We start from the raw sequence: 23,117 nt of genomic DNA on the forward strand, positions 1-23,117 counted from the left end.
GAAATGCCGGCAGCTTTTCAGGGACTGGGTTATCACGAACTGAACGCCATGCTGAACCTGTACGGGGCAGATGGTCGTATCCAGTTCGAGGCCGACCGCGCCGCAGCCAACCAGTACTTCCTGGAACACGTGAACAACAACACCGTGTTCTTCCATGACTTGGATGAGAAGCTCGAGTACCTGGTCAAGCATGAGTACTACGAGCGCGAGACGCTCGATCAGTACACCATGAACTTCATTCGCGATCTCTACCGCGGTGCCTACGCCAAGAAGTTCCGCTTTGAGACTTTCTTGGGCGCCTTCAAGTTCTACACCTCGTACACCTTGAAGACCTTTGACGGCAAGCGTTACCTCGAACGCTACGAAGACCGTGTCTGCATGGTTGCCTTGCACTTGGCTCGTGGCAACGAAGAGATGGCAGTCTCCCTAGTCGACGAGATCATTGAGGGCCGCTTCCAGCCGGCCACCCCCACGTTCCTCAACGCTGGCAAGGCCCAGCGTGGCGAGCTCGTTTCCTGCTTCTTGCTTCGTATCGAAGACAACATGGAATCGATCTCCCGTGGCATCAACTCCTCGCTGCAGCTTTCCAAGCGCGGCGGCGGCGTCGCACTTTCGCTGACCAACGTCCGCGAACACGGTGCTCCGATCAAGCAGATCGAGAACCAGTCCTCGGGCGTCATCCCCGTGATGAAGCTTCTCGAAGACAGCTTCTCCTACGCCAACCAGCTCGGCGCACGCCAGGGTGCCGGTGCCGTGTACCTGAACGCCCACCACCCGGACATCCTGCGGTTCTTGGACACCAAGCGTGAAAACGCTGATGAGAAGATCCGCATCAAGACCCTTTCCCTGGGCGTTGTCGTTCCGGATATCACCTTCGACTTGGCGCGCAAGAACGAGGACATGTACCTCTTCTCGCCGTACGACGTCCAGAAGGTCTACGGAGTTCCTTTCAGCGACATCTTCGTCTCGGAAAAGTACTACGAAATGGTCGACGATGCTCGCATCAAGAAGACCAAGATCAACGCGCGTGAATTCTTCCAGACTCTGGCAGAGATCCAGTTCGAATCCGGTTACCCGTACATCATGTTCGAGGACACCGTAAACCGAGCCAACCCCATCAAGGGCAAGATCTCGATGAGCAACTTGTGCTCGGAGATCCTCCAGGTGTCGACCGCTTCGGAATACAACGAGGACCTGAGCTACCAGACCGTGGGCAAGGACATCTCTTGCAACCTCGGCTCGATGAACATCGCCAAGGCGATGGACGGCAAGAACCTTGGTGCCTCGATCGAAACCGCCATCCGTGCGCTCTCGGCCGTCTCGGACATGTCGTACATCAACTCCGTTCCTTCGATTGCCCAGGGCAACGCGAAGACTCACGCCATTGGCTTGGGACAGATGAACCTCCACGGTTTCCTGGCTCGCGAGCGTATCCACTACGGTTCGGAAGAAGGGTTGGACTTCACCAACATCTACTTCTACACCGTCGTGTTCCACGCGCTGAGCGCCTCGAACAAGTTGGCCATCGAAACCGGAACGTCCTTCGACGGGTTTGCCGATTCGAAGTACGCCTCGGGCGAGTACTTCGAGAAGTACACCGATCAGGAATGGGTTCCGGCCACCGAGCGTGTGCGTGAACTCTTCGCCGGCATCGACATCCCGACTCAGGACGACTGGCGTGCGCTGAAGGCCTCGGTCATGGAGCACGGCATCTACAACCAGAACCTGCAGGCAGTCCCGCCAACCGGCTCGATTTCCTACATCAACAACTCGACCTCCTCCATCCACCCGGTGGCTGCGAAGATCGAGATCCGCAAGGAAGGCAAGATCGGACGGGTTTATTACCCGGCCCCGTACCTGACCAACGACAACCTGGAGTTCTACCAGGATGCGTATGAAATTGGTTACGAAAAGGTCATTGACACCTATGCGGTTGCCACCCAGCACGTGGATCAGGGCCTGTCCCTGACGCTGTTCTTCAAGGACACCGCCACCACGCGTGACATCAACAAGGCGCAGATCTACGCATGGCGCAAGGGCATCAAGACGCTCTACTACATCCGCCTGCGCCAGATGGCACTTGAGGGAACCGAAGTCGAAGGTTGCGTTTCCTGCGCACTCTAAGCGCTGCCGATTCACCACAGGTTGCAAGGTAGCGATACCCTAGCAACCGAGTACGTACGACGACGGGTGTGAACCCGTCGTCGTACGTACACCCGCTTTAACCAAAACTTGAGTAAGAAATAGAGGGACGGAAATGACTGAGAAGCTAAAACTTGCCGGCCATGTCGAAGCCATCAACTGGAACCGTATCCAGGACGACAAGGACGTCGAGGTTTGGAACCGCTTGGTCAATAACTTCTGGCTGCCGGAGAAGATTCCGCTGTCCAACGACGTCCAGTCGTGGAACACGCTCACCGAGGCCGAGAAGCTACTCACCATGCGCGTCTTCACTGGATTGACCCTGCTGGATACCCTGCAGGGCACCGTCGGCGCGGTCTCGCTGATTCCCGATGCGATCACCCCGCACGAAGAGGCCGTGTACACCAACATCGCCTTCATGGAGTCGGTGCACGCCAAGAGCTATTCATCGATCTTCTCCACCCTGGCCTCGACCAAGGATATCGACGAGGCCTTCCGCTGGTCCACGGAGAACGAGAATCTGCAGAAAAAGGCGCAGATCATCGAGAGCTACTACTACGGCGAAGATCCGCTGAAGCGCAAGATCGCCTCGACGCTGCTCGAGTCGTTCCTGTTCTACTCCGGCTTCTACCTGCCGATGTACTGGTCTTCCCGCGCCAAGCTGACAAACACCGCAGACCTGATCCGTTTGATCATCCGCGACGAGGCAGTTCACGGTTACTACATCGGCTACAAGTTCCAGAAGGGACTTGAAAAGGTTTCCGAAGAGCGCCGTCAGGAGCTGAAGGATTACACTTTCGAGCTCATGTTTGAGCTCTACGAAAACGAAGTTCAGTACACGCATGACCTTTACGACGGCGTCGGCCTGGCCGAGGACGTCAAGAAGTTCTTGCACTACAACGCCAACAAGGCGCTGATGAACTTGGGCTACGAAGCCATGTTCCCGGCATCGGTCACCGATGTTAACCCGGCGATCCTTTCGGCCTTGAGCCCGAATGCCGATGAGAACCACGACTTCTTCTCCGGCTCCGGTTCCTCATACGTTATTGGCAAGGCAGTGAACACCGAAGATGAGGACTGGGACTTCTAGGTCCTGATCTAACGACTTCTGCCCAAGGGCGTCAGCATCCCACCACGGGAAGCTGGCGCCCTTTGCTGTTGCCAGCTACCGGGTTGAACCATTGCCACGACGATGGCAATATCTACGCGTCCAAGTCCGCTACGCTGGTAGCCGCATAATTCGGAGTGAGCGCGGAAAACGCGCACAGCCAGCCGGACGAGCGACGAATGAAGGTTTCTGTCACCCATTCATCGGCGGTGAACGGGACGCCGCGCCAGCTGCCCTGATTGGTGCCATGGGCCAGGACCACCGCCACGTCACCATAGACACGCGCCTCAAGGACCTCAAAGGCCATTTCGGAGTGGCTCAGCTGTCCAGATTCGACCGCCGCCAAGAAATCGGCCCGTTTCCCAGGGCCTCCTTCCGGCGTGACCATGACCCAGTCCGGCTCGGCGAATGACCCGATAAGCGGTGCATCGTTGGCCACGATCGCTTTGGCCCACCGATCGAGAAGATCTTGGAATGATGTGAGGCTATCAGTTTCCATGTGATCATTATGGGCTGGGCATGGGGCCCGGGCAATGCTGTGTGCAGTGATTAGTTGGTGCTTGACTTCTTGCTTGGCCTGGCGCGTACATGCATTCGTTCTCCCTGCGGGCCAAAGAGAGTCAGGAATTCCACGGCATGATCGTCAGCCCGCCCGAACCAGTGCGGGGTGCGGGTATTAAACTCGGCCGCCTCGCCGGCGGGCAAAACGATGTCATGTTCGCCGAGGCACAGTCGTAGCTTTCCCTTAAGCACATAGATCCACTCGTAGCCTTCGTGGACTTGCAGGTCGGGAACCGAGCGACTAGTGCCGGCATGAAGTACGTTCTTGAAGGCCTGTAGGCCTCCGCCCGAATCCTTGCTCAGCGGCAAGATCGTCATGCCGTGGCGTTCGATGGGCTTGATGTGGATGCGAGGGTCTCCCGTCTGTGGTGCTCCCACCAGATCGTCGAGGGGAACCCCGTGGGCACGCGCCAAGGGAAGTAGTTGCTCGAGGGTGGGGCGGCGTTGACCCGATTCCAGACGCGAGAGTGTGCTTAGTGAGATGCCACTGAGTGCCGAGAGCTCCTGAAGCGTCAGATTGTTTCCGGTACGCAGCGCTTTCAAGCGGGGTCCAACGCGGGAGAGAGTGTCATCGATGTCCTGATCCATGGGTCCATTTTGCCACATCAGCAAAAATGCTTGCCGTCTTTTGTTAGTCGGGTGCAAGCTTGAAGAGCACAAGCACGGAGCTTGGCGCGCGAGGCAATTGGAGAAAATCCCATGAACACGAACAAGAACTTTTATGATGTGGCCATCATTGGCGGGGGATCGGCGGGGCTGGCTGCGGCCCAAGCGCTGGGCCGCTCACGTCGCAGCGTCGTGGTGATTGATGCGGGCCAGCCACGCAACGCTGTGGCGAAGGGCGTCCACAATTTCCTGACGCGCGATGGGGTTCCCCCGCTCGAATTGCTCCGCCTGGGGCGTGAGGAACTAGCGCCCTACGGGACCGAGTTCCGCTTTACCCGAGCCACGAGTTACTCCCGGGGCGTAGAGAACTTCGAGATCACCCTCGAAGAGGGTGCAGCAGTCACCGCGGGGCGCATCATTTTGGCCGCTGGCGTCCGCGACACCCTGCCAGAGATTGACGGCCTGGAGGCCTTCTGGGGCAAAAATGTGCTCCATTGCCCCTACTGCCACGGCTGGGAAGTCCAGGACCAAAACATCGCCGTCCTTGACAGTGAGTTCGCGATCCACCAGGCCCTGATGTTTAGGCAGCTCAGCGAGAGCATCACCCTCTACACGGCTCCGGGTCGGGAGATCGAGGCGAGTGAGCTTGAAAAGCTGAATGCCCGTGGCATCAAGATCGTAGAACGGGAGATCGTTGCGGTCCGCGGTAGCGATAACCACCTAACCCACCTTGTTTTTGCCGACGGCACCGAGGACCAGGTGGATGCCCTGGTGATCATGCCGCGCTTCAGCGCAGAAATCCCCGGCCTCACCGAGCTGGGACTTCAAGCGACGGCTCACCCATCGGGGATTGGCACCTATGTGTCAACCGATGAGTTTGGCAAGACCGAGGTGCCGGGTCTTTGGGTAGCCGGCAGTTTGCGTGATCCCATGGCACAAGTGATCCTGGCCGCGGGGGATGGCCTGCGGGTCGGGGCAATGGTGAACGCGGATATCATCGAATCCGATATTCAGCGGGACATCACCGCACATCGGGCAGCTCTGCCGGTCAGCTAAGGCGCGGTGCCGACGCCAAGCCCCTGGCGAAAGCACCACACCGTTAGAAGAGCTGGCGCCAGTTGGTGGCTGCCAGATCCAGCAGTTCGTCGCCCTTCCCGGACATCACTGTGCGCACGGCATAGAGCGCAAAGCCCTTGGCCTGCTCGGCGCTGATGGCTGGTGGCATCGAGAGCTCCTGCCGATCGGTCACCACATCGATGAGGGCCGGCCCATCGTGGGCCAGCGCCTGAGTCAAGGTGGACTTCAGATTTTTTGAGTCCTCCACCCGGAAGCCACGGATCCCCATGGCCGTGGCGACATCGGCGAAGTTCGGGTTGGCCAGATCGGTGGCGAAGGTGACGAACCCCGCTGCCTTCATCTCCAACTCCACGAAGTTCAATGAGGAGTTGTTAAAGACCACGATCTTCACCGGCAGCTTGGATTGCACCAGGGTGAGCAAATCACCCATGAGCATGGCCAGGCCTCCATCACCGGAAAGGGTGATCACCTGGCGCTGCGGGTCCGAGGCCTGGACGCCGATGGCTTGCGGGATGGAATTGGCCATGGTGCCGTGATTAAAGGATCCGAGTAGTCGACGCTTGCCGTTCATGCTCAGGTAGCGGGCGGCCCAGACCACCGGGGAGCCCACGTCGGCCAGGAATACCGCGTCCTCCTGAGCCAGCTCGTCCAGCGTGCGCGCCAGATATTGTGGGTGAATTTTTGCCCCCTTGCGTGCGGGGGTGGCCAGCTCATCAAGCTTCTCGCGGGTCTTGCGGTAGTGCTTCTGTGCATCCTCAAGATGCGAGGTCTTACCCTTGGGCTCCAGTAGTGGGGTTAATACGTCCAGGGTGTCAGCGACGGTGCCTACCAACCCGATGTCGATGGGTGTCCGCCTGCCCAGCTGCTCACCGCGGACATCCACCTGGATGATCTTGGCATCCTTGGGGTAAAACTGTTGGTACGGGAAATCTGTCCCCAGCAGCACGATGGTATCCGCGGCGTCCATGGCCCGGTAGCCGGAGGCAAAACCGAGCAACCCGGTCATCCCGACGTCGTAGGGATTGTTGTATTCGATGTGTTCCTTGCCGCGCAGGGCGTGCACAATCGGAGCGCCGAGGCGCTGCGCGAAGTTCACCACCTGGGTGTGTGCTCCCGCTACTCCGGCGCCGGCCATGATGGTGACGCGCTTGGCGGCATTGAGCAGGGTTGCCGCCCGTGCCAGGTCTTCGGGGTGCGGCAGCACCGCCGAGCGGCTGGGCGTGATCACCGAAACCGCGGTGCTCTTGGCCTCGGCCAGGGCGACGTCGCCGGGCATGATCAGTACCGCAACTCCGCGCCGCTCGATGGCAGTGCGCATGGCAATTTCTAAGAGCCGCGGCATCTGTTCAGGGGATGAGACGGTCTCGCAGAACACGCTGGCCTCGCGGAAAAGTTCGGCCGGGTGCGTTTCTTGGAAATAGTTGCTGCCAATTTCCGAGGTGGGGATGTGTGCGGCGATGGCCAGGACCGGTACACGGTTGCGGTTCGCATCGTAGAGTCCGTTGATCAGGTGCAGGTTTCCGGGCCCACAGCTGCCCGCGCAGACCGTGAGGTTCCCGGTCATTTCCGCCTCGGCGCCGGCGGCGAAGGCAGCCGTCTCCTCATGCCTGACGCCCAGCCAGGAGATGGACCCGTCCTTACGCATGGCGTCGGTGAGCCCGTTCAGGGAATCACCGGCCACACCATAGATCCGCTTGACCCCGTTGGCCTTGAGCGTGGCAATCATGGTTTCGGCAATCGTGGTCATCGGTATCTCTTCCTAAAGGTCCGGACGATTCTTCTTCACCCTACGTGTCCCGGCGCGGGCGCGGCTAGAGGGAAAGGACGGGCCGTGATGTGTGTCGTGTAGCACTGCTGATGGTGATGTGTCTCGCATTGGCCACTAGGCTGGCTTCAGACATACCAGTGCGGCAGTACCGCACAAGAGCAACAAGGAACGGAAATCATGACGCACACCTCGACGGGGCAGAATCTTGACGAACTCGCGGTGGGCGATTTCTACTACGAAGCAACGGGAGAGCAGACTTACCGTTCCACCGTGCATGCGCAGGGTGCGTGGAATGCCCATGAACAACATATGGCCCCGGCCACGGGCATTCTGGTACACGCCCTGGAGAGTTTCTCCCCGCGGCCGGATATGCGGATGGCACGGGTGAGCCTAGACATTCTAGGGATCATCGCTGGCGGCGAATTTGAGGTGCAAACCCGGATGATCCGCCCGGGACGAACCATCGAGCTCATCGAGGCGCAAATGATCTCCGGCGGGCGGACCTGCATCATTGCCCGGGCCTGGCGCCTGGCCACGCTGGACAGCTCGGAAGTGGCAGCCATCGAGGATGCGGCGGTGATCCATCCCGAAGAGCTGGAAACCTTCGCCGGGATGTCGCCGTGGCCCGGGGGCTACATTCGGGGACTAGAGTTCCGCTCTGCCCAAGGGCATCGCCCGGGCAAGGGTGTGGTGTGGATGCGCAATGACTTCGAGATGGTCGCCGGCACTCCGACCTCGGACCTCACACGGTTGCTGGGGATGGTGGATACCGCCAACGGGGTCGCTCCGCGTGTGGCTCCGGGTCCCAACTCGTGGATGTTCCCCAACGTAGATCTGCAGATTCACCTGCATCGGGCTCCGGTAGGCAAATGGCTGGGTGTTGATGTGCAACAGAGTTACGGCACCGACGGCATCGGGTTAACCAGCGCGGTGTTGCACGATGTGCACGGACCATTTGGGCGCAGCGAACAAATCCTCACGGTGCGCCCCGTGGCGGCACTGAAGTAACCCTTGGCCACCGCCCGGTTAAGCCGAGGTGGTTCTCACCAGTAGCTCCTTGAGCAGTCGCTTCTTCATCGGGGTGAAACCGGCTTCCAGATGCCGGGCGCGGATCTGGCGGTCCGCCCGGTAGAGCGCATAACCGCGTTGGAGCAAGAAAATAATGGGCTTGCGCCGTTCACGCACATCACGCACAAAGCGGCGAATGGCCGTGGTGAGGGCCGAAACCTCGATGTAGTAGGCCTGCACCGGAACATCGAGGCGCTTGAGCGGAGCCAAGATTTCCGAGACGAAGATTCCCTCGGCCAGCAGTGGGCCGCCATTAAGTTCCACGGGATGAGTGCCATCGTAGCTGGAGGTACTGATCGAGTAATTGGGCACCTGGGTTGTCCCGGATTCCAACAATTCGATCAGTGCGTCAACCGCGGTATCGCAATTCCAGGTTCCGGCGTGATCCCAGTCGACCTCCCCGTAGTCGGTACGCGGTAGTGGCGTGGCTGCGGAGTCCTCGGAGAGTTCACGGTAGAAATTATCGAGCTCCATATGGGGACGGCCGAAGCGGTCGGCAAGGTACGACTTTCCGGATCCGGAGGCCCCGCCCAGCAAAATGAGGGGTGTATGTTGTTTCGGCACGACATCCATTATTCACCGCGGGGCATCCGGACCTAGAATCGAGTCCATGAGTCTCTGGAATTCCGATGCCGATCACGCCTTGAATATTCGCATCGCCGAACCCTCCGGAGACCCAGAAGCCGATTTGTTGGCTGGCATCACCTTGCTCGAATCCGTACGTGATGCCCACGCGCCAGCTACGCTGCGGATTTATCGGCCGGATCCGACCCTAGCCTTTGGACAACGCGATGTCCGTCTGGACGGTTACGACCAAGCGGTTCAACGTGCGCGCCACCATGGGTTTGTCCCGGTGGTCCGTAAGGCAGGGGGCCGCGCCGCGGCATATCACCGCGGAACGGTGATTGTTGATCATGTGGAGCCTGCCTCCGAGGCCATGCTGGGCCACCAGCTGCGCTTTAAGGCCTTGGGGACGCTATATGCCGACGCCCTGCGCCGCGGGGGAATCGATGCCCGGGTGGGCGAGATTCCGGGGGAGTACTGTGCCGGGGAATACAGCGTGCACGGCGTGCCTGGCTTGGCCTCCCCGACGCAGCATCGCATCAAGCTGGTGGGCACCGCCCAACGGGTGGTCTCCGGGGCCTGGTTGTTTTCCAGCGTGTTCGTGATTGAAGATTCCACACCCATCCGTCAGGTGCTGGATGATGTTTATCAGCACCTAGGAATCGAGATGGATCCGGCCACCGCTGGTGCCGCCGAGGACCTCGTGCCGGACTATAAATCGGAATCGTTTATCACCGATCTGTTGGCCGAGTATGCGATGCACACGGAGCTGAGCTACAGCTAGAAATTGGTCCCTGATGAGTTTTAGCGCTGGCGCTTGCCCAGCCGTAATCCCGCCCAAAACGCTGCCGCGCAACACGCGATGGCCAGAAGCAGGTAGCCGGCGATCTCCGCGGGAGCAAGAAAATACAGGCCAGATAGGAAGGTCGTGTCACTCAGTGGTGCGTAGCCAACGAAGCCAAAGTCTACTTCCTTGCCCCGCGTTGTCCATAGGGTCACCAGACCTGCCACCAGAGCCACCACCGCGATGATTCCGGCGAGCGCGGGGAGGCGGCGTCTAGGGGAGTGCTGATGCGGTGTTGGTGGGGTCTGAGAATCGTCCATGGGGATGAGTATGTCACGCAGGTGTGCGCAAAGGTGCTGGTGGGTCCTCGTTTCTCGGTTTCTTCCGGTTGCCGTGTGGCCGCGCACACCCGGTCTGCAGGATTGTGCATTGCGTTGTGCCCCGCTGCGGTTAACGTTCGGCCCCAGACATCGTGCACGAGGCTGAGCAATGGAGGTGGAACACCTGGCCGAGAATTTGACACCCACCCGCTATCCGCCGCGGACCACCCCGGTGCGTCATGAGCTGCAGCCAGCCGATGATTTGATGCGAGCCGAGTAAAGGTAAGGCCGTGGCTAGCGTGTCCTCGCGCATGGGTGCCTAGGAGAACCGACCGCATCCGGGCCAGCTATCCGTCGCCCGCTACTAGAGTCGCCACACCTACCAGGCTACTGCCGGAACCCGGACGGTATTTTTCCGCGGTGTATGTCGTTGATCGCCACTTGATGCTTGACCCGATTTCGATGTATCGCTGATGCGTTTCTGTCTACCCGGCGCAATCATCAGGACCACATTGGCGTGCTTATCGTTGCGGCTTTCGTCGTCGAACTGGATGATCATCGATCGACTGAAGAGTGTGGCCTGTAACATGCTACTGTGTGTGAGAACACAAAACACCCCCTACTTGAAAGGTGCTGCCCATGGGCGTGCTGGCACTTGGCGTTTTTATCGCAGTTACAGTACTTATCAACGTCGTCTTGAAACGACGGATCTCGGAAGCCCTCATTATTGCCTTGATTTCATGCGCACTGGTTGGGGGAGCTCAAGCGCCGAAGCTGCTGATGGATGCCGTCAGGGAAGGCTTTCAGTCCGAGGTCACGTTTGCTGGTCTGGCCTTCGTTTTCATGGGCGTTATCGTAGCCTCAACCGGATTGATCGAACGGCTGATCCACATTCTGAACTCCATGTTCGGGAGGGTGCGCGGAGGATCGGCATATGTCTCGACACTTGGGTCGGCCGCGATTGGCCTGGTGGCGGGTTCCACCGCTGGCAACACCGCCACTGTGGGATCGGTGACCATCCCATGGATGAAGGAAAATGGGTGGTCCTCCACGCGCAGCGCGACTCTGGTGGCGGGCAACTCGGGCCTCGGTGTTTCGTTGCCTCCCAACAGCACGATGTTCATCCTGCTAGCCATGCCTGCGGCAGTTGGTGTTGCCACCGGCCAGGTGTACGTTGCTCTGGCGGTTGCCGGTGCCTACTGCGTGCTGTACCGCATGCTGTTGGTCTTTTTCTGGACCCGTAAGGACGGCATCCCGCGCCCTGATACGACGAATCTGGCTCCGCTCCGCACAGCGCTGCGCGAAGGATGGCGCTCGTTGCTGATATTTGTTGGCATCGCTGTTCCGGTGGCTGTGACTTTCGGTCCGCTCTACAACTTCCTTGTCACCGAGAACGTCATTGGCAAGTCCAACATGTCTGCGATCTCCATCATCGTGTGGGTGCCAATCCTCATTTCGGTGATTGCGCTGATCGAGGGGCGAAAGCGACTCTTTGCCAACAAGGCCGCGTTTAAGAAGCTGTTGAACAAGGAAATTCCGCAATTTGCCACCGTTGGCGTTTCGTTGTTTGCTGCCCTGAGCGCATCCAACATCATGGAAGCGCTCGGAGTGGGTCCCCAGCTCAGTGACTTCCTCGGTGGACTGACCCTGCCCAAGGCGGCCATCGTCGCGATCGTCTGCATTATGGCAGTCATTGTTGCGACGCCGTTGTCATCGACAGCGAGCGCCGCGGCCATCGGAGCACCTGCCGTGATGGCACTGACCTCCGTGGGAGTCCACCCAGTGGTAGCCATCATCACGGTGCTGATCTGCACTTCAACCGAAGGGGCTTCACCGCCAGTGGGCGCGCCGATCTACTTGGCTGCTGGTTTGGCCGAGGCCAATCCCACCAAGATGTTCATGCCGCTGATTACCTATTTTGTGATCCCCATCGTGGTGATTGCCTGGCTGTTGGGCATGGGCTGGTTGCCCATCCCGTTCTAAGACGAAGGAGACACCATGAAATTCATCAAGGTTCTATTTTTACTGTTTCTTGCAGCATTCATGCTCGGTGGCCTCATTTTGGTCACCGGCCAAGTCGTGGGGGTGCTGACGCTTAATGGCGCACTTGTGAGTGGCAGCAAGGCCGCCCTGTCTGGGGCTACGTTTGCCGCGGCAACGGCCGCTGGACTCTGCGCGTTCGTATTGCAGTACTCCAAGGCGGCAGCGACAGACGAAGGCTAGTATCCCTGGGTTAGGTCCTGCCATAACCGATCGGGATCTAGATCCAGGCCCTGCCCGGTGATGGCCTGAGCAACAAGAAGTCGCCCGGTCCGTGTGAGGTGATCCCGCATGGCCGTGGCGGCTTCTGAGCTCTGGCCAGCCTTGACGGCTTCGATAATGGGGGAGTGCTCCACTACGATATCGGCCAGAGTGCGCTGCTTGCCCGCCGTTGAGACGCCAAGCAGGCGAGTTGCCACACGAAGTCGGTTGACGATGTCGCGTCCGCGGTTCGACCGTGCCGCACCCAAGATCAGGTCGTGCAGTTGCTGGTCTAATGCGAAGAATTCTTCCTCGGCATCGGCCGCTGCGGCGGCACGCATCTTTTTCTCCAGTTCCACCAATTCTTCGCTGAGTTCCGGCGTGCATGCGGTTGCTGCGCGTGAAGCAGCGGGAACTTCCAGTGCTAAACGGAGGGAAAAGATTTCCGCCACGTCGTATGGGCTGGTGGGGATGATGCGGAAACCGCGGTTACGCGCGAATTCCACCAGACCGGCCTCTTCGAGGCGCAGGAGTCCGTCGCGGACGGGCGAGCGAGATATGCCCAGAAGATCGGCGATTTGGTACACGCTATAGAGCTTGCCCGTTTCGAGTTCGCCGGAAATCACCGCGGCGCGCACGAAATTCATGACCTGGTCGGTCAGAGTCGCCCCACGCTGCGGCAATGGGGATGAGGCAGGACTAGTCATGCCCCGATTCTCTCATCTACGTCGCGTACTCGCTGCTTCATTTCGCCCACGGCATCTTTCAATCACCTGTAACATGTTACTCTGGTTTCAATTGCCCTACGAGAGGTCCATCTCATGGAAACCCTTCCGCTTACATCCGATCCGACACCGGCGAGCGCCGAGCTGCGCTCACGACTGCGAACCGACATGACGACGAGAGCCGCCTACATTTCCGATGCTTCGGTCTTTCGCCGTGTGCCAGCCGCGGTACTGGAGGTGCGAAGCGAAGCTGATGTTGCCGAAGCATTGGGATACGCAGTGGAGAAGGGCCTAAGCGTCACCACGCGTGGCGGTGGGACTTCCGTGGCGGGCAACGCAATCGGCGAGGGCCTGGTTTTGGACACTTCTCGCTACTTCAACAAGATCCTTGAGATTGATCCGGTTGCGCGAACTGCCCGCATCCAGCCCGGGGTGATCTGTGATGAACTGCGTGATGCGGCGGCCGAATTCGGATTGACTTATGGTCCGGACCCGTCCACACATAGTCGCTGCACCGTGGCCGGCATGGTGGCGAACAACGCCTGCGGGTCGCACTCGCTGGCCTGGGGGACGGCAGCGGACAACGTCGAATCGGTTAAGGTCATGCGGGCCGACGGTTCCACCGTGATCCTCGGACAAAATGGCACCGATGACCACGAGCTCAACGTTGAACTGAAAAAATTGCGGGATGCCAGCCTGTCGACACTGCGCACCGAATTGGGGCGCTTCCCTCGCCAGGTCTCGGGATACGGGTTGCACTACCTGTTGCCGGAAAACGGGTTCAACACTGCCCGCGCCTTCGCCGGCACGGAGGGTACCTGCGGAGTGATTACCGAGCTCACCGTGAAGCTGGTGGAAAAACCACTGGCTACCGCCCTAGCAGTGCTTGCGTTTGAAACCGTCTTTGATGCGGCAGCTGCGGCATCCACGATGCGCCGACCGGGCGTTACTACCGCCGAGGGCATGGGTGGAGACCTGCTTGACGCGCTACGTTCGCGCCCCGGCCAGGAACTGGCTGGATCCGAGCTCCCGGGCATGAGCGGTCCCTACGGATCGATCGATCGCGCAGGCGGCTGGCTCTTCTGTGAAACCGCAGGGGAAACCCCTGGAGAAGCGCTCGCTCTTGCCGAGTCACTGACCGCCGAATACCTGGCGGCGGACTCCGTCGCCGCCATCGACGCAGTGGTCGTTACCGATCAGGCCTCGGCCCGTGCATTGTGGCGCATCCGCGAGGCCTCTGCCGGCATCGTGACCAGGCTCCCGGATGGGGGCGAGGCCTGGCCGTCCTGGGAGGACTCGGCCGTTCCGCCCGAGCACCTGGCCGACTACCTGCGCGATCTCTACGCACTGATGGCCGAACACGACCTGCGCGGTATCCCCTTTGGGCACTTCGGCGAGGGATGCGTGCACGTCCGGATCTCCTTCACGTTGGGGACCGAGGAAGGCGTTGCTGTCTTCCGTTCGTTCATGGAGGCCGCGGCCGAGACGGTCGCCCGCTACGGAGGATCGCTCTCCGGGGAACACGGGGACGGACGGGCCCGCTCCGAGCTGCTGGACCGCATGTACAGCCCCGAGGCCATGAATGCGTTTAAGCGCTTCAAGAAGATCTTCGACCCCACCGGCCTGTTCAATCCCGGGGTGCTCATCGACCCGGAAAAAATTGACGACAGGTTGCGCCCCGGTCCCGGGCAGCGCAAGCACGAGCTGCTGCCGGTCCACGTGCTCTCCCGCGACAAGGGGTCCTTGGTCAACGGCGTGAACCGCTGCGTCGGGGTGGGACTGTGCCGCTCGGACGAGGGGGCAATGTGCCCCTCCTTTCAGGGAACCGGCGACGAGGTGCACTCGACTCGGGGCCGTGCCCGGGTGCTTTCGGAGATGTTCCGCGGCGAATCGCTGCCCTCGGCCTACAAATCCGAAGAAGTCAAGGAGGCGCTAGATCTCTGTCTGTCCTGTAAGGCCTGCGCTTCCGAATGCCCGGTGAACGTGGACATGGCCACCTACAAGTCGGAGTTTTTGCACCGCTTCTACGAGAAACGGCTCCGTCCCATGGCCCACTACACCATGGGTTGGCTGCCGGTCCTCACCAGGATCCTGCATTTGGTCCCGGGTGCTGCCACTGCCGCCAATGCGCTGTTGCGCCTGAAGCCGGTCGAACGGCTGGTCAAGAAGCTCGGCGGGATCGAACCGACACGCAAGATGATCTCCTTCGCCCCCGAGTCCTTGCAGTCTTGGTCCCGTAAACGCACCAGCGCCCCTATGGATAAGCACACGACCGTAGTGCTCTGGCCCGACTCTTTTAATAACCACCTTGATACCGGCCCCGGCAAGGCGGCCGTCGAGGTGCTCGAGGCACTCGGATACACGGTCATCATCCCCGACGGATTCGTTTGCTGCGGACTCACCTGGCATTCCACCGGACAGCTGGATGCGGCCCGCAAAGTCATCGTGCACACGCTGAAGGTCATGGAGCCGCTGCTCAAAGCCGGCTACCCGGTCATCGGGCTCGAACCCTCCTGCACCGTGATGCTCGGCCACGAAATCACCGAACTTGTCCCCAACGATCCACGGGCAGCAGCCTTGGCGGCCGCGGTGGTGCCCTTCGGCGAACTCGTGGCGAAGCACGTGCCCATCGACGGCAAGCCGAGCGCGGCGTGGCCCTTTGGCACACTGGACGTCGGCGCCGTATCCCAAGTGCACTGCCACGAACGTTCCCAGGGCGACCATTCATCATCGGCCAAGGTATTCGCCACCGTGGGCATCGATGAGCGAGAGATCCAGACGGGTTGCTGCGGGCTGGCAGGAAACTGGGGATTCGAGCCCGGACACGCCGAACTCTCCCGCACCCTCGGCGAGCGCGAGCTCTTCCCGGCGATCCGTGGCCGGGCGACGGGTGATTTGGTGCTGGCAGACGGCTTCTCCTGCCGAACGCAGATTTCCGAGGGAACCGATGCGTCGGGCTTGCACCTGGCCCAGGTTCTTGCCGCCGCACGTCTGGATTTCACGCTGTCCTAGTCGCCGGACACCGGCTGAGCGTGCACGGCAATGCACACCCGGTCTGCAGGATTGTGCATTGCGTTGTGCCCCGGGGCGGGTAATACTCGGCCTCATGCATTGTGCATGAGCCGAGTAATGGAGGCAGAACACATGGCCGAGAATTTGACACCCACCCGCTATCCAACGCGGACCACCCCGGTGCGTCATGAGCTGCCCGGCCGGTGCATCGCCTGATGCGCGCAGCCATCCTGCGCGAGCTGCCGGGGCCCGGAACCGGCAGCTTTGCCCACAGCCGACCGCTGGTCATCGAGGAAATGCCCACCCCGGCCCCGCGAACCGGGGAGGTGGGTGTGGACATCAGCTATTCCTCGCTGTGCCACTCGGACCTCTCGGTGATCAATGGGTCGCGGCCCCGCCCGCTGCCCATGGCCCTAGGTCACGAGGCGGTCGGACGGATCACCGCGTTGGGTGAGGGCGTGGAGCACCTGAAGATCGGCGACAAGGTAGTGCTGGTCTTTGTGCCGGGCTGCGGGGAATGTCGCGCCTGCCAAGCCGGGCGCCCGGCCCTGTGTCACCGTGCAGCGGTGAGCAATACCGCCGGGGATTTGCTCCATGGTCCGGCGCTGCTGCGTGGGGCAGGCGGGGAGCGGATCAACCACCACCTAGGAGTTTCGGCCTTTGCCGACCACGCGGTGGTGGCCGCCGAATCGGTGGTACCGATCGACGAGGACGTGCCCGACGAAGTGGCGGCCATGTTCGGCTGTGCGGTGCTCACCGGCATCGGGGCCATTCGGCACACCGCCGGGCTAGCCGCGGGTCAATCGGTGATTGTTTATGGGCTCGGCGCCGTGGGGTTGGCAGCGATCATGGGTGCGGTGCTGGTGGGTGCGGGAATCATCATCGCCATTGACCCCAATACGGCCAAGCACGAACTCGCCCTGGCTGCCGGGGCCACCGCGGTCGGAACACCCGAGCAGGCGCGGGAGCTGGTGGCCGTGGCCACCGGCGACGGGGTTGACGTGGCGATCGAGGCCTCGGGATCAGCCCGGGTGATCGCTGAGGCACTGGAGATGCTCACGCGTGGCGGGGCGGTCATCTGTGTGGGGCTGCCGCATCCGGAGGCCGAACTCACGGTGCCGGCGTTAACGTTCGCGGGGGCGGGCAAACGCCTGCTGGGCTCCTATATGGGAGACGCCCAACCCGCTGCGGACATCGCCTTCTTTATTGACGCCTGGCGTGCCGGAAAGCTGCCGGTGCACCTGCTGCACAGCGACACCCGCCCGTTGGAGGACATCAATCAAGCCCTGGACGCGCTCGCCGAGGGCCACGTTATTCGGCGGCTGCTCAAGCCCTGAAATGCCGGTGGGCGGTGAGGGAACGGTTTCCCATTCCCTCACCGCCCACCGGTCATCACCGCGTGTCACTAGTGTCCGCGCGTGATCCACTCATCCAGGTTCGGTGCCTCGGCGCCGATGGTGGTGGCATCCCCATGACCGGTGTTCACCACGGTGTCACTCGGTAGGGTGAGCAGGCGTTCGCGGATCGAGTCGATGATGGTCTCGAAGCTCGAGTAGCTGCGCCCGGTAGCGCCCGGTCCGCCGTGGAACAGCGTATCGCCGGAGAACAGGGTGTTCAGGTCCTCGGCGTAAAAGCAGGTCGATCCGGGGGAGTGCCCGGGAGTGTGCAACGCCACCAGGGTGGTGCCAGCAATCTCGAACGTATCCCCGTCGTTGATCTCATGATCGGCGGTGGTGCCCGGGAAAACTGCTTCCCAGAGCATCGTATCGGCCGGGTTCAGATGCACGGGTGCCTCGACGATGTCCGCGAATTCGCGGGCGTAACGGATGTGGTCATCGTGCCCGTGGGTCAGCAGCACGGCCTTGACCGCGCGGTTGCCGACCGCTTCCTTGATCTTCGCCGGCTCGTGAGCGGGGTCGATCACGTAGACCTCGTTTTCGTCCCCCACGATCCACACGTTGTTATCCACATCCCAGGTGCCCCCATCTAGGGAGAAGGTACCGGAGGTGACCAGGTTTTGGATCTGTGCCGGCATTAGAGTTCCACCACCGAGCGCAGGACCTTGCCCTCGCCCATCTTGGTGAAGGCAGCCTCAATGTCGCCCAACTCGATGCGCTCGGAGACAAACGCATCCAGATCCAAACGGCCCAGCTTGTACTGCTCCACCAGCATCGGGAAGTCGCGGCTCGGCAGGCAGTCCCCATACCAGGAGGACTTCAGCGATCCGCCGTGGCCAAAGATATCCAGCAGCGGCAGCTCCAGCTTCATCTCCGGCGTCGGGACACCCACCAACACCACGCGGCCGGCCAGGTCGCGGGCGTAGAACGCCTGCTTGTAGGTTTCCGGACGACCCACGGCCTCGATGACCACATCGGCGCCGAAGCCGCCGGTGACGGCCTTGATGCCCTCAACGGCATCGGAGGTCTTGGAGTTCACGGTGTGCGTGGCCCCCATTTTGGTGGCCATGGCCAGCTTGTCATCATCGATGTCTACGGCGACGATGGTGGTCGCGCCGGCCAGCTTAGCCCCGGCGATCGCGGCGATGCCTACCCCGCCACAACCGATCACTGCCACGGACTCGCCACGCTTGACCTCGCCGGTGTTCATGGCAGCACCGATGCCGGCCATCACGCCGCAGCCCAGCAGGCCCACGGCGGCCGCGTCGACGTCTTCATCAACCTTGGTGCACTGTCCCGCAGCGACAAGGGTTTTCTCGGCGAACGCGCCAATACCCAGGGCGGGGGAAAGCTCGGTGCCGTCCTCCAGGGTCATCTTTTGCGACGCGTTGGCGGTGTTGAAGCAGTACTGCGGGGTGCCCTTGGCGCAGGCGCGGCACTGGCCGCAGACCGCGCGCCAGTTCAGGATGACGCGGTCTCCGACGGCGACGTTGTTCACGCCCTCGCCGATCTTGGAGACCACTCCGGTGGCCTCGTGACCCAAGAGGTATGGGTAGTCGTTGCCGATACCACCGAGCTTGTAATGCAGATCTGTGTGGCAGACACCGCAGGTCAGGATGTCAACCACTGCCTCGCCGGCGGCCGGTTCGGGGATGATGATGGTCACCGTCTCAACGGGGGCATCCTTGGCTCGGACGATTACTGCCTGGACCTTTTGTGACATGTCACTCCAATTCTTACGGGGCGGTCGCGCAAGCGCGCGACAAAAAACTTAACGTGAAAGGGGTGCCGCCTACCTTTCGGCAGGTGGCACCCCTCCATCCAAGCACAGCGTCGGCTAGACGCGCTCGAGGACTTCCTCAATCCGCGGATTTGTTGCGGCAGTTCCGTCCGGGAAGATCAGCGTGGGAACGGTCTGGTTCCCACCGTTGAAGGCCTCGACCAGTTCGGCGGTACCCTCAACTTCTTCGATGTTTACTTCGGTGTAGCCGATTCCCTTGGCGTCCATCAGGCGCTTGAGGTTGCGGCAATAGCCGCACCACGAGGTGGTGAACATCGTGACGCTGCCGGCCTCGGGAATGTACGGGGCAAGTTTTTCTGTTTCGCTCATATCTCATGTAACCACGGACATGAGAGTCTTATTTCATGTGTGGACGATATGTGATGGCCAAGGCAATCGGGGATCTGGTGGCCGAGGCGGAAGCCGAAGCCGATGCAAACCTTGAACTGCGCCAATCCTGGAATGTTGCCCCGACCACCGACGTGCCGATCGTGCTCGAGCGGCTTGTCGAAGGTGAAGTCCACCGGCAGGTGCATGTTGCCAAGTGGGGGCTGGTACCGGGATGGGCCAAGGACCCGGCCGTGGGGGTGCGTGCCTTTAACGCCCGCAGCGAGACGGTCATCGAAAAGCCGACCTTCCGCGCCGCGGTAAAGGCCCGGCGTTGCGCCGTTCCCGCCGAGGGATATTACGAATGGTTGGCCGGAGACACCCCCAAGGCCAAGAAGCGCCCGTTCTATGTTCACCCGGCCGATGAATCGTTGATCTTCTTCGCCGGACTCTACGAATGGTGGAAGGATCCGTCCAAGGACGACGGAGATCCGGGGCAATGGCTGCTCTCCACCTCGATCCTCACGTGCCCGTCACCAGCTGCGGATTCCGAATCGCCGGTCCTGCGGGAACTGCACGGGCTGCATGACCGGTTACCGATCCCGCTGGCCAAGGACTCCATGGACGAATGGCTGGACCCGGAAAATAAGAATGCCGCCGAACTGGTGGACAGGGTGCGCTCAGGTGCCTTCGACGTTGCGTCCATGTGGGCCCTGCGCGAGGTCGATGCGGCGGTGGGCAATGTGCGTAATGACGGACCCGAGCTCATCGAGGAACACTCGGGGCTGTTCTAGGAATCGGTGGCTTCGGGACCGGCCGGACGGTGCCGCTGAAGTTTTCGTAGGCGGTGGACGGTTCGGACAGTCATTATCGCAGCCATCCATTCAGCTGTCGTGGGTGGGACCCGCAGTGGTCTTGCCGCAGGAGACTTGATCTTCTGGCGAGCTAGCTCGAGTCTCCATGTGATGAACCAAGCCGCAAGGATTGCCGTGCAGCGTGTGACCAGAAGCGCACGAAATGATGGTTCCATTCCGAAGAATTCTAGAAATCCACTAGCCCCAAAGAATATGGCAACTGCCAAAACTACGGCAACGGCGGTGGCCAGTCGGGAGTATCCGCGGACTCGTCGCCTGGCCATGTCTAGTAGCGTTTGAATGTGACGCTTCTCCTGCTCCGTTGCGCTCCTCTGTAATGTTCCGATGGTCTTATTGGCTTCGGCGATATTGGTTTGGAGATCAGCGATTAGCCGCGAGTCTTGGCGCTGAGTGTTCTGTGTTTGCGCAGCCTTTCGTTCATCGCGGGCCTTGTAGGCCTGGGACTTCTGAGCTCTGAAAGTCGCAGTGATGGCTGCTGCAACGGCACTGGGAGTGATGTACGAAGCTACAGCTGCCCGGTCTGCCAGCGAAACGTCTTCGGCATGGCCTACCGCGGTTACCACCGGCACGTCAGCATTCATGATGAGGTCGGCAAGCTCCCGGCTTTCGAAGGCCTGCATCCCGGCCCAATGACCGCCGCCACGGACAAGGACAATCAGTCCATGGCCTTTGTGTTTTGCTGTCCGAATGAGTTGGCCGAAATGCGCGAGCGCGCCATCATGATGCCAGTTGATGCTTTGGTAGTCGATGGTACGGGGCCTGTTGTTTTTGCCTTTCATTTCGAACCGCACGTCGTTCTTTCCTTGGGAACGCTCCGGCGCGATGACCATTATGCTCTTGAGCTTGTCGGCGGGAACGGGAACACCTTGCTCGGAGTTCTGATGGACTTTCCAAGGTTTAAGGACCGCGCGAGGATTGCTCGGATAGCTTGCGGAAAAATCATCCAATCTCTGTATCGCTTCACAGTACAACTTGCCCGTCTGGCTAAACTCAGGACGGATGCGCGAAACATTAAACTTCAGCGAATTTCCCCACATGGAGGTTTCGCCCTGCACCTTCAAGCTCATACCGTCGACCACTGCCGCGGCTAGTTCTGAGCCTTGAGAAATAAGGTATCTATCAATATTGCTCGCGTCAGATTCCCAAATTCGGCAGGGGACGATGAATATCTCTTCGCCCTGCCCGCGGCGCGATTCCTTGGTAACCAAGTCGAAATTCCACACGTTTTTAGCGCTTTTCCAGGCGTCTTTACACTCGCCGGTCACCCAGTACTGCTGTTTGGAGCAAGCATCCTCAATCTTTTGGCTGAGGGCTCCTGCAGAGATGGTTTCTATCCTGGAGCTTGATGAACGATTCATTGACGGGCCCTCTCGCCGGTTAACAGACATTGTTGGTTGCGAGTGTCCGATTGAGGCTAGCGCCCAGACCCGTCAATTTGAAATTCATGAACCAGTCGACCATACGTACGAATGTGGCCAACACGCAGCAGCTGCAGCGAGATCGTTGGGTCCCGTTAGATGTCATAACATGTCGGTTCGTTATCGCGGCGAATACCGCACCGCAGGATACGGATGGGGTTTGCCCGTATCGGTCGATCCGACCGCCCGGCGGCACATCATCTGCCGCACGCCATGGCCACTAGCGCGCTACGGCTTTGCACCGCGCACTTGCCGAAGAGTGACTTGAATTGATCCTGCACGGTATACCGGCCGATACCCAAGGCGTGCGCTAGAGCAGCGGTGTCCAGTCCGGTCGCTGCAAGTTCAAGCAATTGGCACTCACCCGGGCTTAGCGCGAAGCACCGCTCAAAGACCTCGATGCGTTCGGAGGGCAACGCATCCTGAATGGTCACCGCGATGGGTGCCATGCCGTGGTCAAAAGGCGTGGTCATGCGCGTGGCCGACAAGCGTGCCCACACTCCTTCACCCACATGGACCAGTGAGCTGGCCGAATGCGCGTCAACGCCATGCTCAACAGCCAGCAATTGCGCGGCTACATTAAGCACCTCGGCAGGGATGCCGTGGTGCGGGTGAGGACCGGGCTGCAAGAGATCCAGCCAGCGGGTGGCCGACCCCGTCTGGCTGATGATGCCCAAATCGTTGGCCAGCGCCAATACCGCCTGGTCATGATTTGGTACCCCTACTGTGCTCGCCATCTGGAACTGGCGCGCTGAACAATGTCGCAAGCCGGTGGTGATCACCGGCGCTAAGGCCGAGAGCTCTTCGGCTTCCTGCTCGGTGAAGGTGCCAGCACCGTCGCCGCGCCACAAGTCGAGCCATCCCCAGATGCCCCACCTGTCGGCAAAAACTAGCGAGAGGACATCGGTGATTGCGTACCGGCGCAGCACCCGTGCCCACGATTCACTGCGGGACAACTCTCCGGCGCTCACCGCGGCCAGCGAGAGTGCACGGGCCGGATTGACCGGCAGCGAGGTCCACCGGTTTAAGGTCGTGGAGTACTTGAGGGTGATGAGCAGCGGCAGTTCCTGAGGGCATGGAGTGTTGGCCATCGGGGAGATTCCGACGGTAGTGATTGGATCGGCCAGTGGCCACACCCAAGCATCGTGCCCGATGAAACCTGCGATTTCCCGAAGAACTGCGCCCCGGAATTCGTGGCTCTCGACTCGCGCATCATCGAGGGCGGCAATCCGCTCCATACAGCGGCCTCGGGCCCAGCTGCTTGCCATATGGCCAGTATGCGCGCACACCTCGCGCGTGTGGGCGTAGCCCTGGGGTATCCCAGAAAAATGGGATGGTGGCAGG

At 60.7% G+C, this 23,117-nt stretch carries 21 protein-coding genes; 10 read left to right on the forward strand and 11 right to left on the reverse strand.

The genetic code is table 11. The features are described 5' to 3' along the window. The first annotated feature begins 3 nt into the window (after nt 1-3). Nucleotides 4-2,124 (forward strand): class 1b ribonucleoside-diphosphate reductase subunit alpha, encoded by a 2,121-nt coding sequence (gene nrdE / locus KUF55_RS08005; RefSeq protein ID WP_132363978.1) that lies wholly within the window; start codon nt 4-6, stop codon nt 2,122-2,124. Nucleotides 2,125-2,257: 133 nt separating this feature from the next. Beyond that, nucleotides 2,258-3,232, forward strand: a complete 975-nt coding sequence (nrdF, locus tag KUF55_RS08010; RefSeq protein WP_132363540.1) for a class 1b ribonucleoside-diphosphate reductase subunit beta — start codon at nt 2,258-2,260, stop codon at nt 3,230-3,232. A 112-nt stretch (nt 3,233-3,344) separates the two neighbouring features. Here the strand turns inward: nrdF and KUF55_RS08015 are convergent, their stop codons facing one another. Together KUF55_RS08015 and KUF55_RS08020 are read right to left on the reverse strand one after the other, a co-directional pair. Continuing rightward, complete coding sequence (locus tag KUF55_RS08015; RefSeq protein WP_132363542.1) at nt 3,345-3,749, reverse strand: nuclear transport factor 2 family protein; 405 nt, start codon at nt 3,747-3,749, stop codon at nt 3,345-3,347. A 50-nt stretch (nt 3,750-3,799) separates the two neighbouring features. After that, the gene (locus KUF55_RS08020; protein WP_218818523.1) at nt 3,800-4,399 is read right to left on the reverse strand and encodes a helix-turn-helix domain-containing protein; all 600 of its coding nucleotides are present in this window, start codon (nt 4,397-4,399) and stop codon (nt 3,800-3,802) included. Nucleotides 4,400-4,510: 111 nt separating this feature from the next. On the opposite strand from KUF55_RS08020, the gene KUF55_RS08025 reads away from it, so the two are divergent. Beyond that, entirely contained in the window at nt 4,511-5,473 is a 963-nt protein-coding gene (locus KUF55_RS08025; protein ID WP_218818524.1) for an NAD(P)/FAD-dependent oxidoreductase, read from the forward strand. Between the two features lie 43 nt (nt 5,474-5,516). Here KUF55_RS08025 and poxB read toward each other — a convergent pair whose 3' ends face one another. After that, nucleotides 5,517-7,241 (reverse strand): ubiquinone-dependent pyruvate dehydrogenase, encoded by a 1,725-nt coding sequence (gene poxB / locus KUF55_RS08030; RefSeq protein ID WP_132363548.1) that lies wholly within the window; start codon nt 7,239-7,241, stop codon nt 5,517-5,519. Between the two features lie 198 nt (nt 7,242-7,439). On the opposite strand from poxB, the gene KUF55_RS08035 reads away from it, so the two are divergent. After that, entirely contained in the window at nt 7,440-8,270 is an 831-nt protein-coding gene (locus tag KUF55_RS08035) for a thioesterase family protein (protein ID WP_218818525.1), read from the forward strand. An 18-nt stretch (nt 8,271-8,288) separates the two neighbouring features. Here the strand turns inward: KUF55_RS08035 and KUF55_RS08040 are convergent, their stop codons facing one another. After that, on the reverse strand, nt 8,289-8,903 hold the full coding sequence (locus KUF55_RS08040) for a uridine kinase (protein ID WP_218818526.1): 615 nt from the start codon (nt 8,901-8,903) through the stop codon (nt 8,289-8,291). Between the two features lie 37 nt (nt 8,904-8,940). Here KUF55_RS08040 and KUF55_RS08045 point away from each other — a divergent pair, with 37 nt between their 5' ends. Further along, a complete protein-coding gene (locus KUF55_RS08045; RefSeq protein ID WP_218818527.1) occupies nt 8,941-9,678 on the forward strand; it encodes a lipoate--protein ligase family protein in 738 nt (245 codons plus the stop codon). Nucleotides 9,679-9,698: 20 nt separating this feature from the next. Here the strand turns inward: KUF55_RS08045 and KUF55_RS08050 are convergent, their stop codons facing one another. Then, a complete protein-coding gene (locus KUF55_RS08050; protein WP_218818528.1) occupies nt 9,699-9,998 on the reverse strand; it encodes a hypothetical protein in 300 nt (99 codons plus the stop codon). 639 nt (nt 9,999-10,637) lie between these two features. Here KUF55_RS08050 and KUF55_RS08055 point away from each other — a divergent pair. Both KUF55_RS08055 and KUF55_RS08060 read left to right on the forward strand, forming a co-directional pair. Beyond that, a complete protein-coding gene (locus tag KUF55_RS08055; protein ID WP_218818529.1) occupies nt 10,638-11,981 on the forward strand; it encodes a TRAP transporter large permease subunit in 1,344 nt (447 codons plus the stop codon). A 15-nt stretch (nt 11,982-11,996) separates the two neighbouring features. Further along, nucleotides 11,997-12,221: a hypothetical protein gene (locus KUF55_RS08060; RefSeq protein WP_132363562.1), complete on the forward strand. Its 225-nt coding sequence runs from the start codon at nt 11,997-11,999 to the stop codon at nt 12,219-12,221. Here the strand turns inward: KUF55_RS08060 and KUF55_RS08065 are convergent. Then, entirely contained in the window at nt 12,218-12,946 is a 729-nt protein-coding gene (locus tag KUF55_RS08065) for a GntR family transcriptional regulator (protein WP_132363564.1), read from the reverse strand. The two genes, KUF55_RS08060 and KUF55_RS08065, sit on opposite strands and share 4 nt — an antisense overlap. Nucleotides 12,947-13,060: 114 nt before the next feature. Here KUF55_RS08065 and KUF55_RS08070 point away from each other — a divergent pair, with 114 nt between their 5' ends. Next, nucleotides 13,061-15,976 carry an FAD-binding and (Fe-S)-binding domain-containing protein gene (locus tag KUF55_RS08070; RefSeq protein WP_218818530.1) on the forward strand — a complete coding sequence of 972 codons (2,916 nt, stop codon included), beginning with the start codon at nt 13,061-13,063 and terminating at the stop codon, nt 15,974-15,976. Between the two features lie 215 nt (nt 15,977-16,191). Continuing rightward, a complete protein-coding gene (locus KUF55_RS08075; RefSeq protein ID WP_218818531.1) occupies nt 16,192-17,313 on the forward strand; it encodes an alcohol dehydrogenase catalytic domain-containing protein in 1,122 nt (373 codons plus the stop codon). A 68-nt stretch (nt 17,314-17,381) separates the two neighbouring features. Here KUF55_RS08075 and KUF55_RS08080 read toward each other — a convergent pair whose 3' ends face one another. The 3 genes from KUF55_RS08080 to KUF55_RS08090 all read right to left on the reverse strand — a co-directional run bounded on the left by KUF55_RS08080 (nt 17,382) and on the right by KUF55_RS08090 (nt 19,483). Beyond that, nucleotides 17,382-18,011 carry an MBL fold metallo-hydrolase gene (locus KUF55_RS08080; protein WP_218818532.1) on the reverse strand — a complete coding sequence of 210 codons (630 nt, stop codon included), beginning with the start codon at nt 18,009-18,011 and terminating at the stop codon, nt 17,382-17,384. After that, complete coding sequence (locus tag KUF55_RS08085; RefSeq protein ID WP_218818533.1) at nt 18,011-19,096, reverse strand: S-(hydroxymethyl)mycothiol dehydrogenase; 1,086 nt, start codon at nt 19,094-19,096, stop codon at nt 18,011-18,013. The genes KUF55_RS08080 and KUF55_RS08085 overlap by 1 nt, the downstream gene beginning before the upstream one ends. A 114-nt stretch (nt 19,097-19,210) precedes the next feature. Then, a complete protein-coding gene (locus KUF55_RS08090; RefSeq protein ID WP_132363574.1) occupies nt 19,211-19,483 on the reverse strand; it encodes a glutaredoxin domain-containing protein in 273 nt (90 codons plus the stop codon). Nucleotides 19,484-19,536: 53 nt separating this feature from the next. Between KUF55_RS08090 and KUF55_RS08095 the strand changes: the two genes are divergently transcribed. Next, nucleotides 19,537-20,274: an SOS response-associated peptidase gene (locus KUF55_RS08095; protein ID WP_255557378.1), complete on the forward strand. Its 738-nt coding sequence runs from the start codon at nt 19,537-19,539 to the stop codon at nt 20,272-20,274. On the opposite strand, the gene KUF55_RS08100 is transcribed toward KUF55_RS08095, so the two are convergent. Next, nucleotides 20,271-21,713, reverse strand: a complete 1,443-nt coding sequence (locus KUF55_RS08100; protein WP_218818534.1) for an exodeoxyribonuclease VII large subunit — start codon at nt 21,711-21,713, stop codon at nt 20,271-20,273. The genes KUF55_RS08095 and KUF55_RS08100 overlap by 4 nt on opposite strands. A 257-nt stretch (nt 21,714-21,970) precedes the next feature. Further along, a complete protein-coding gene (locus KUF55_RS08105) occupies nt 21,971-23,011 on the reverse strand; it encodes a LuxR C-terminal-related transcriptional regulator (RefSeq protein WP_255557379.1) in 1,041 nt (346 codons plus the stop codon). Nucleotides 23,012-23,117: the final 106 nt, after the last annotated feature.

Origin of the sequence: Paeniglutamicibacter sp. Y32M11 (genome assembly GCF_019285735.1) — a bacterium.
Classification (GTDB): Bacteria; Actinomycetota; Actinomycetes; order Actinomycetales; family Micrococcaceae; genus Paeniglutamicibacter.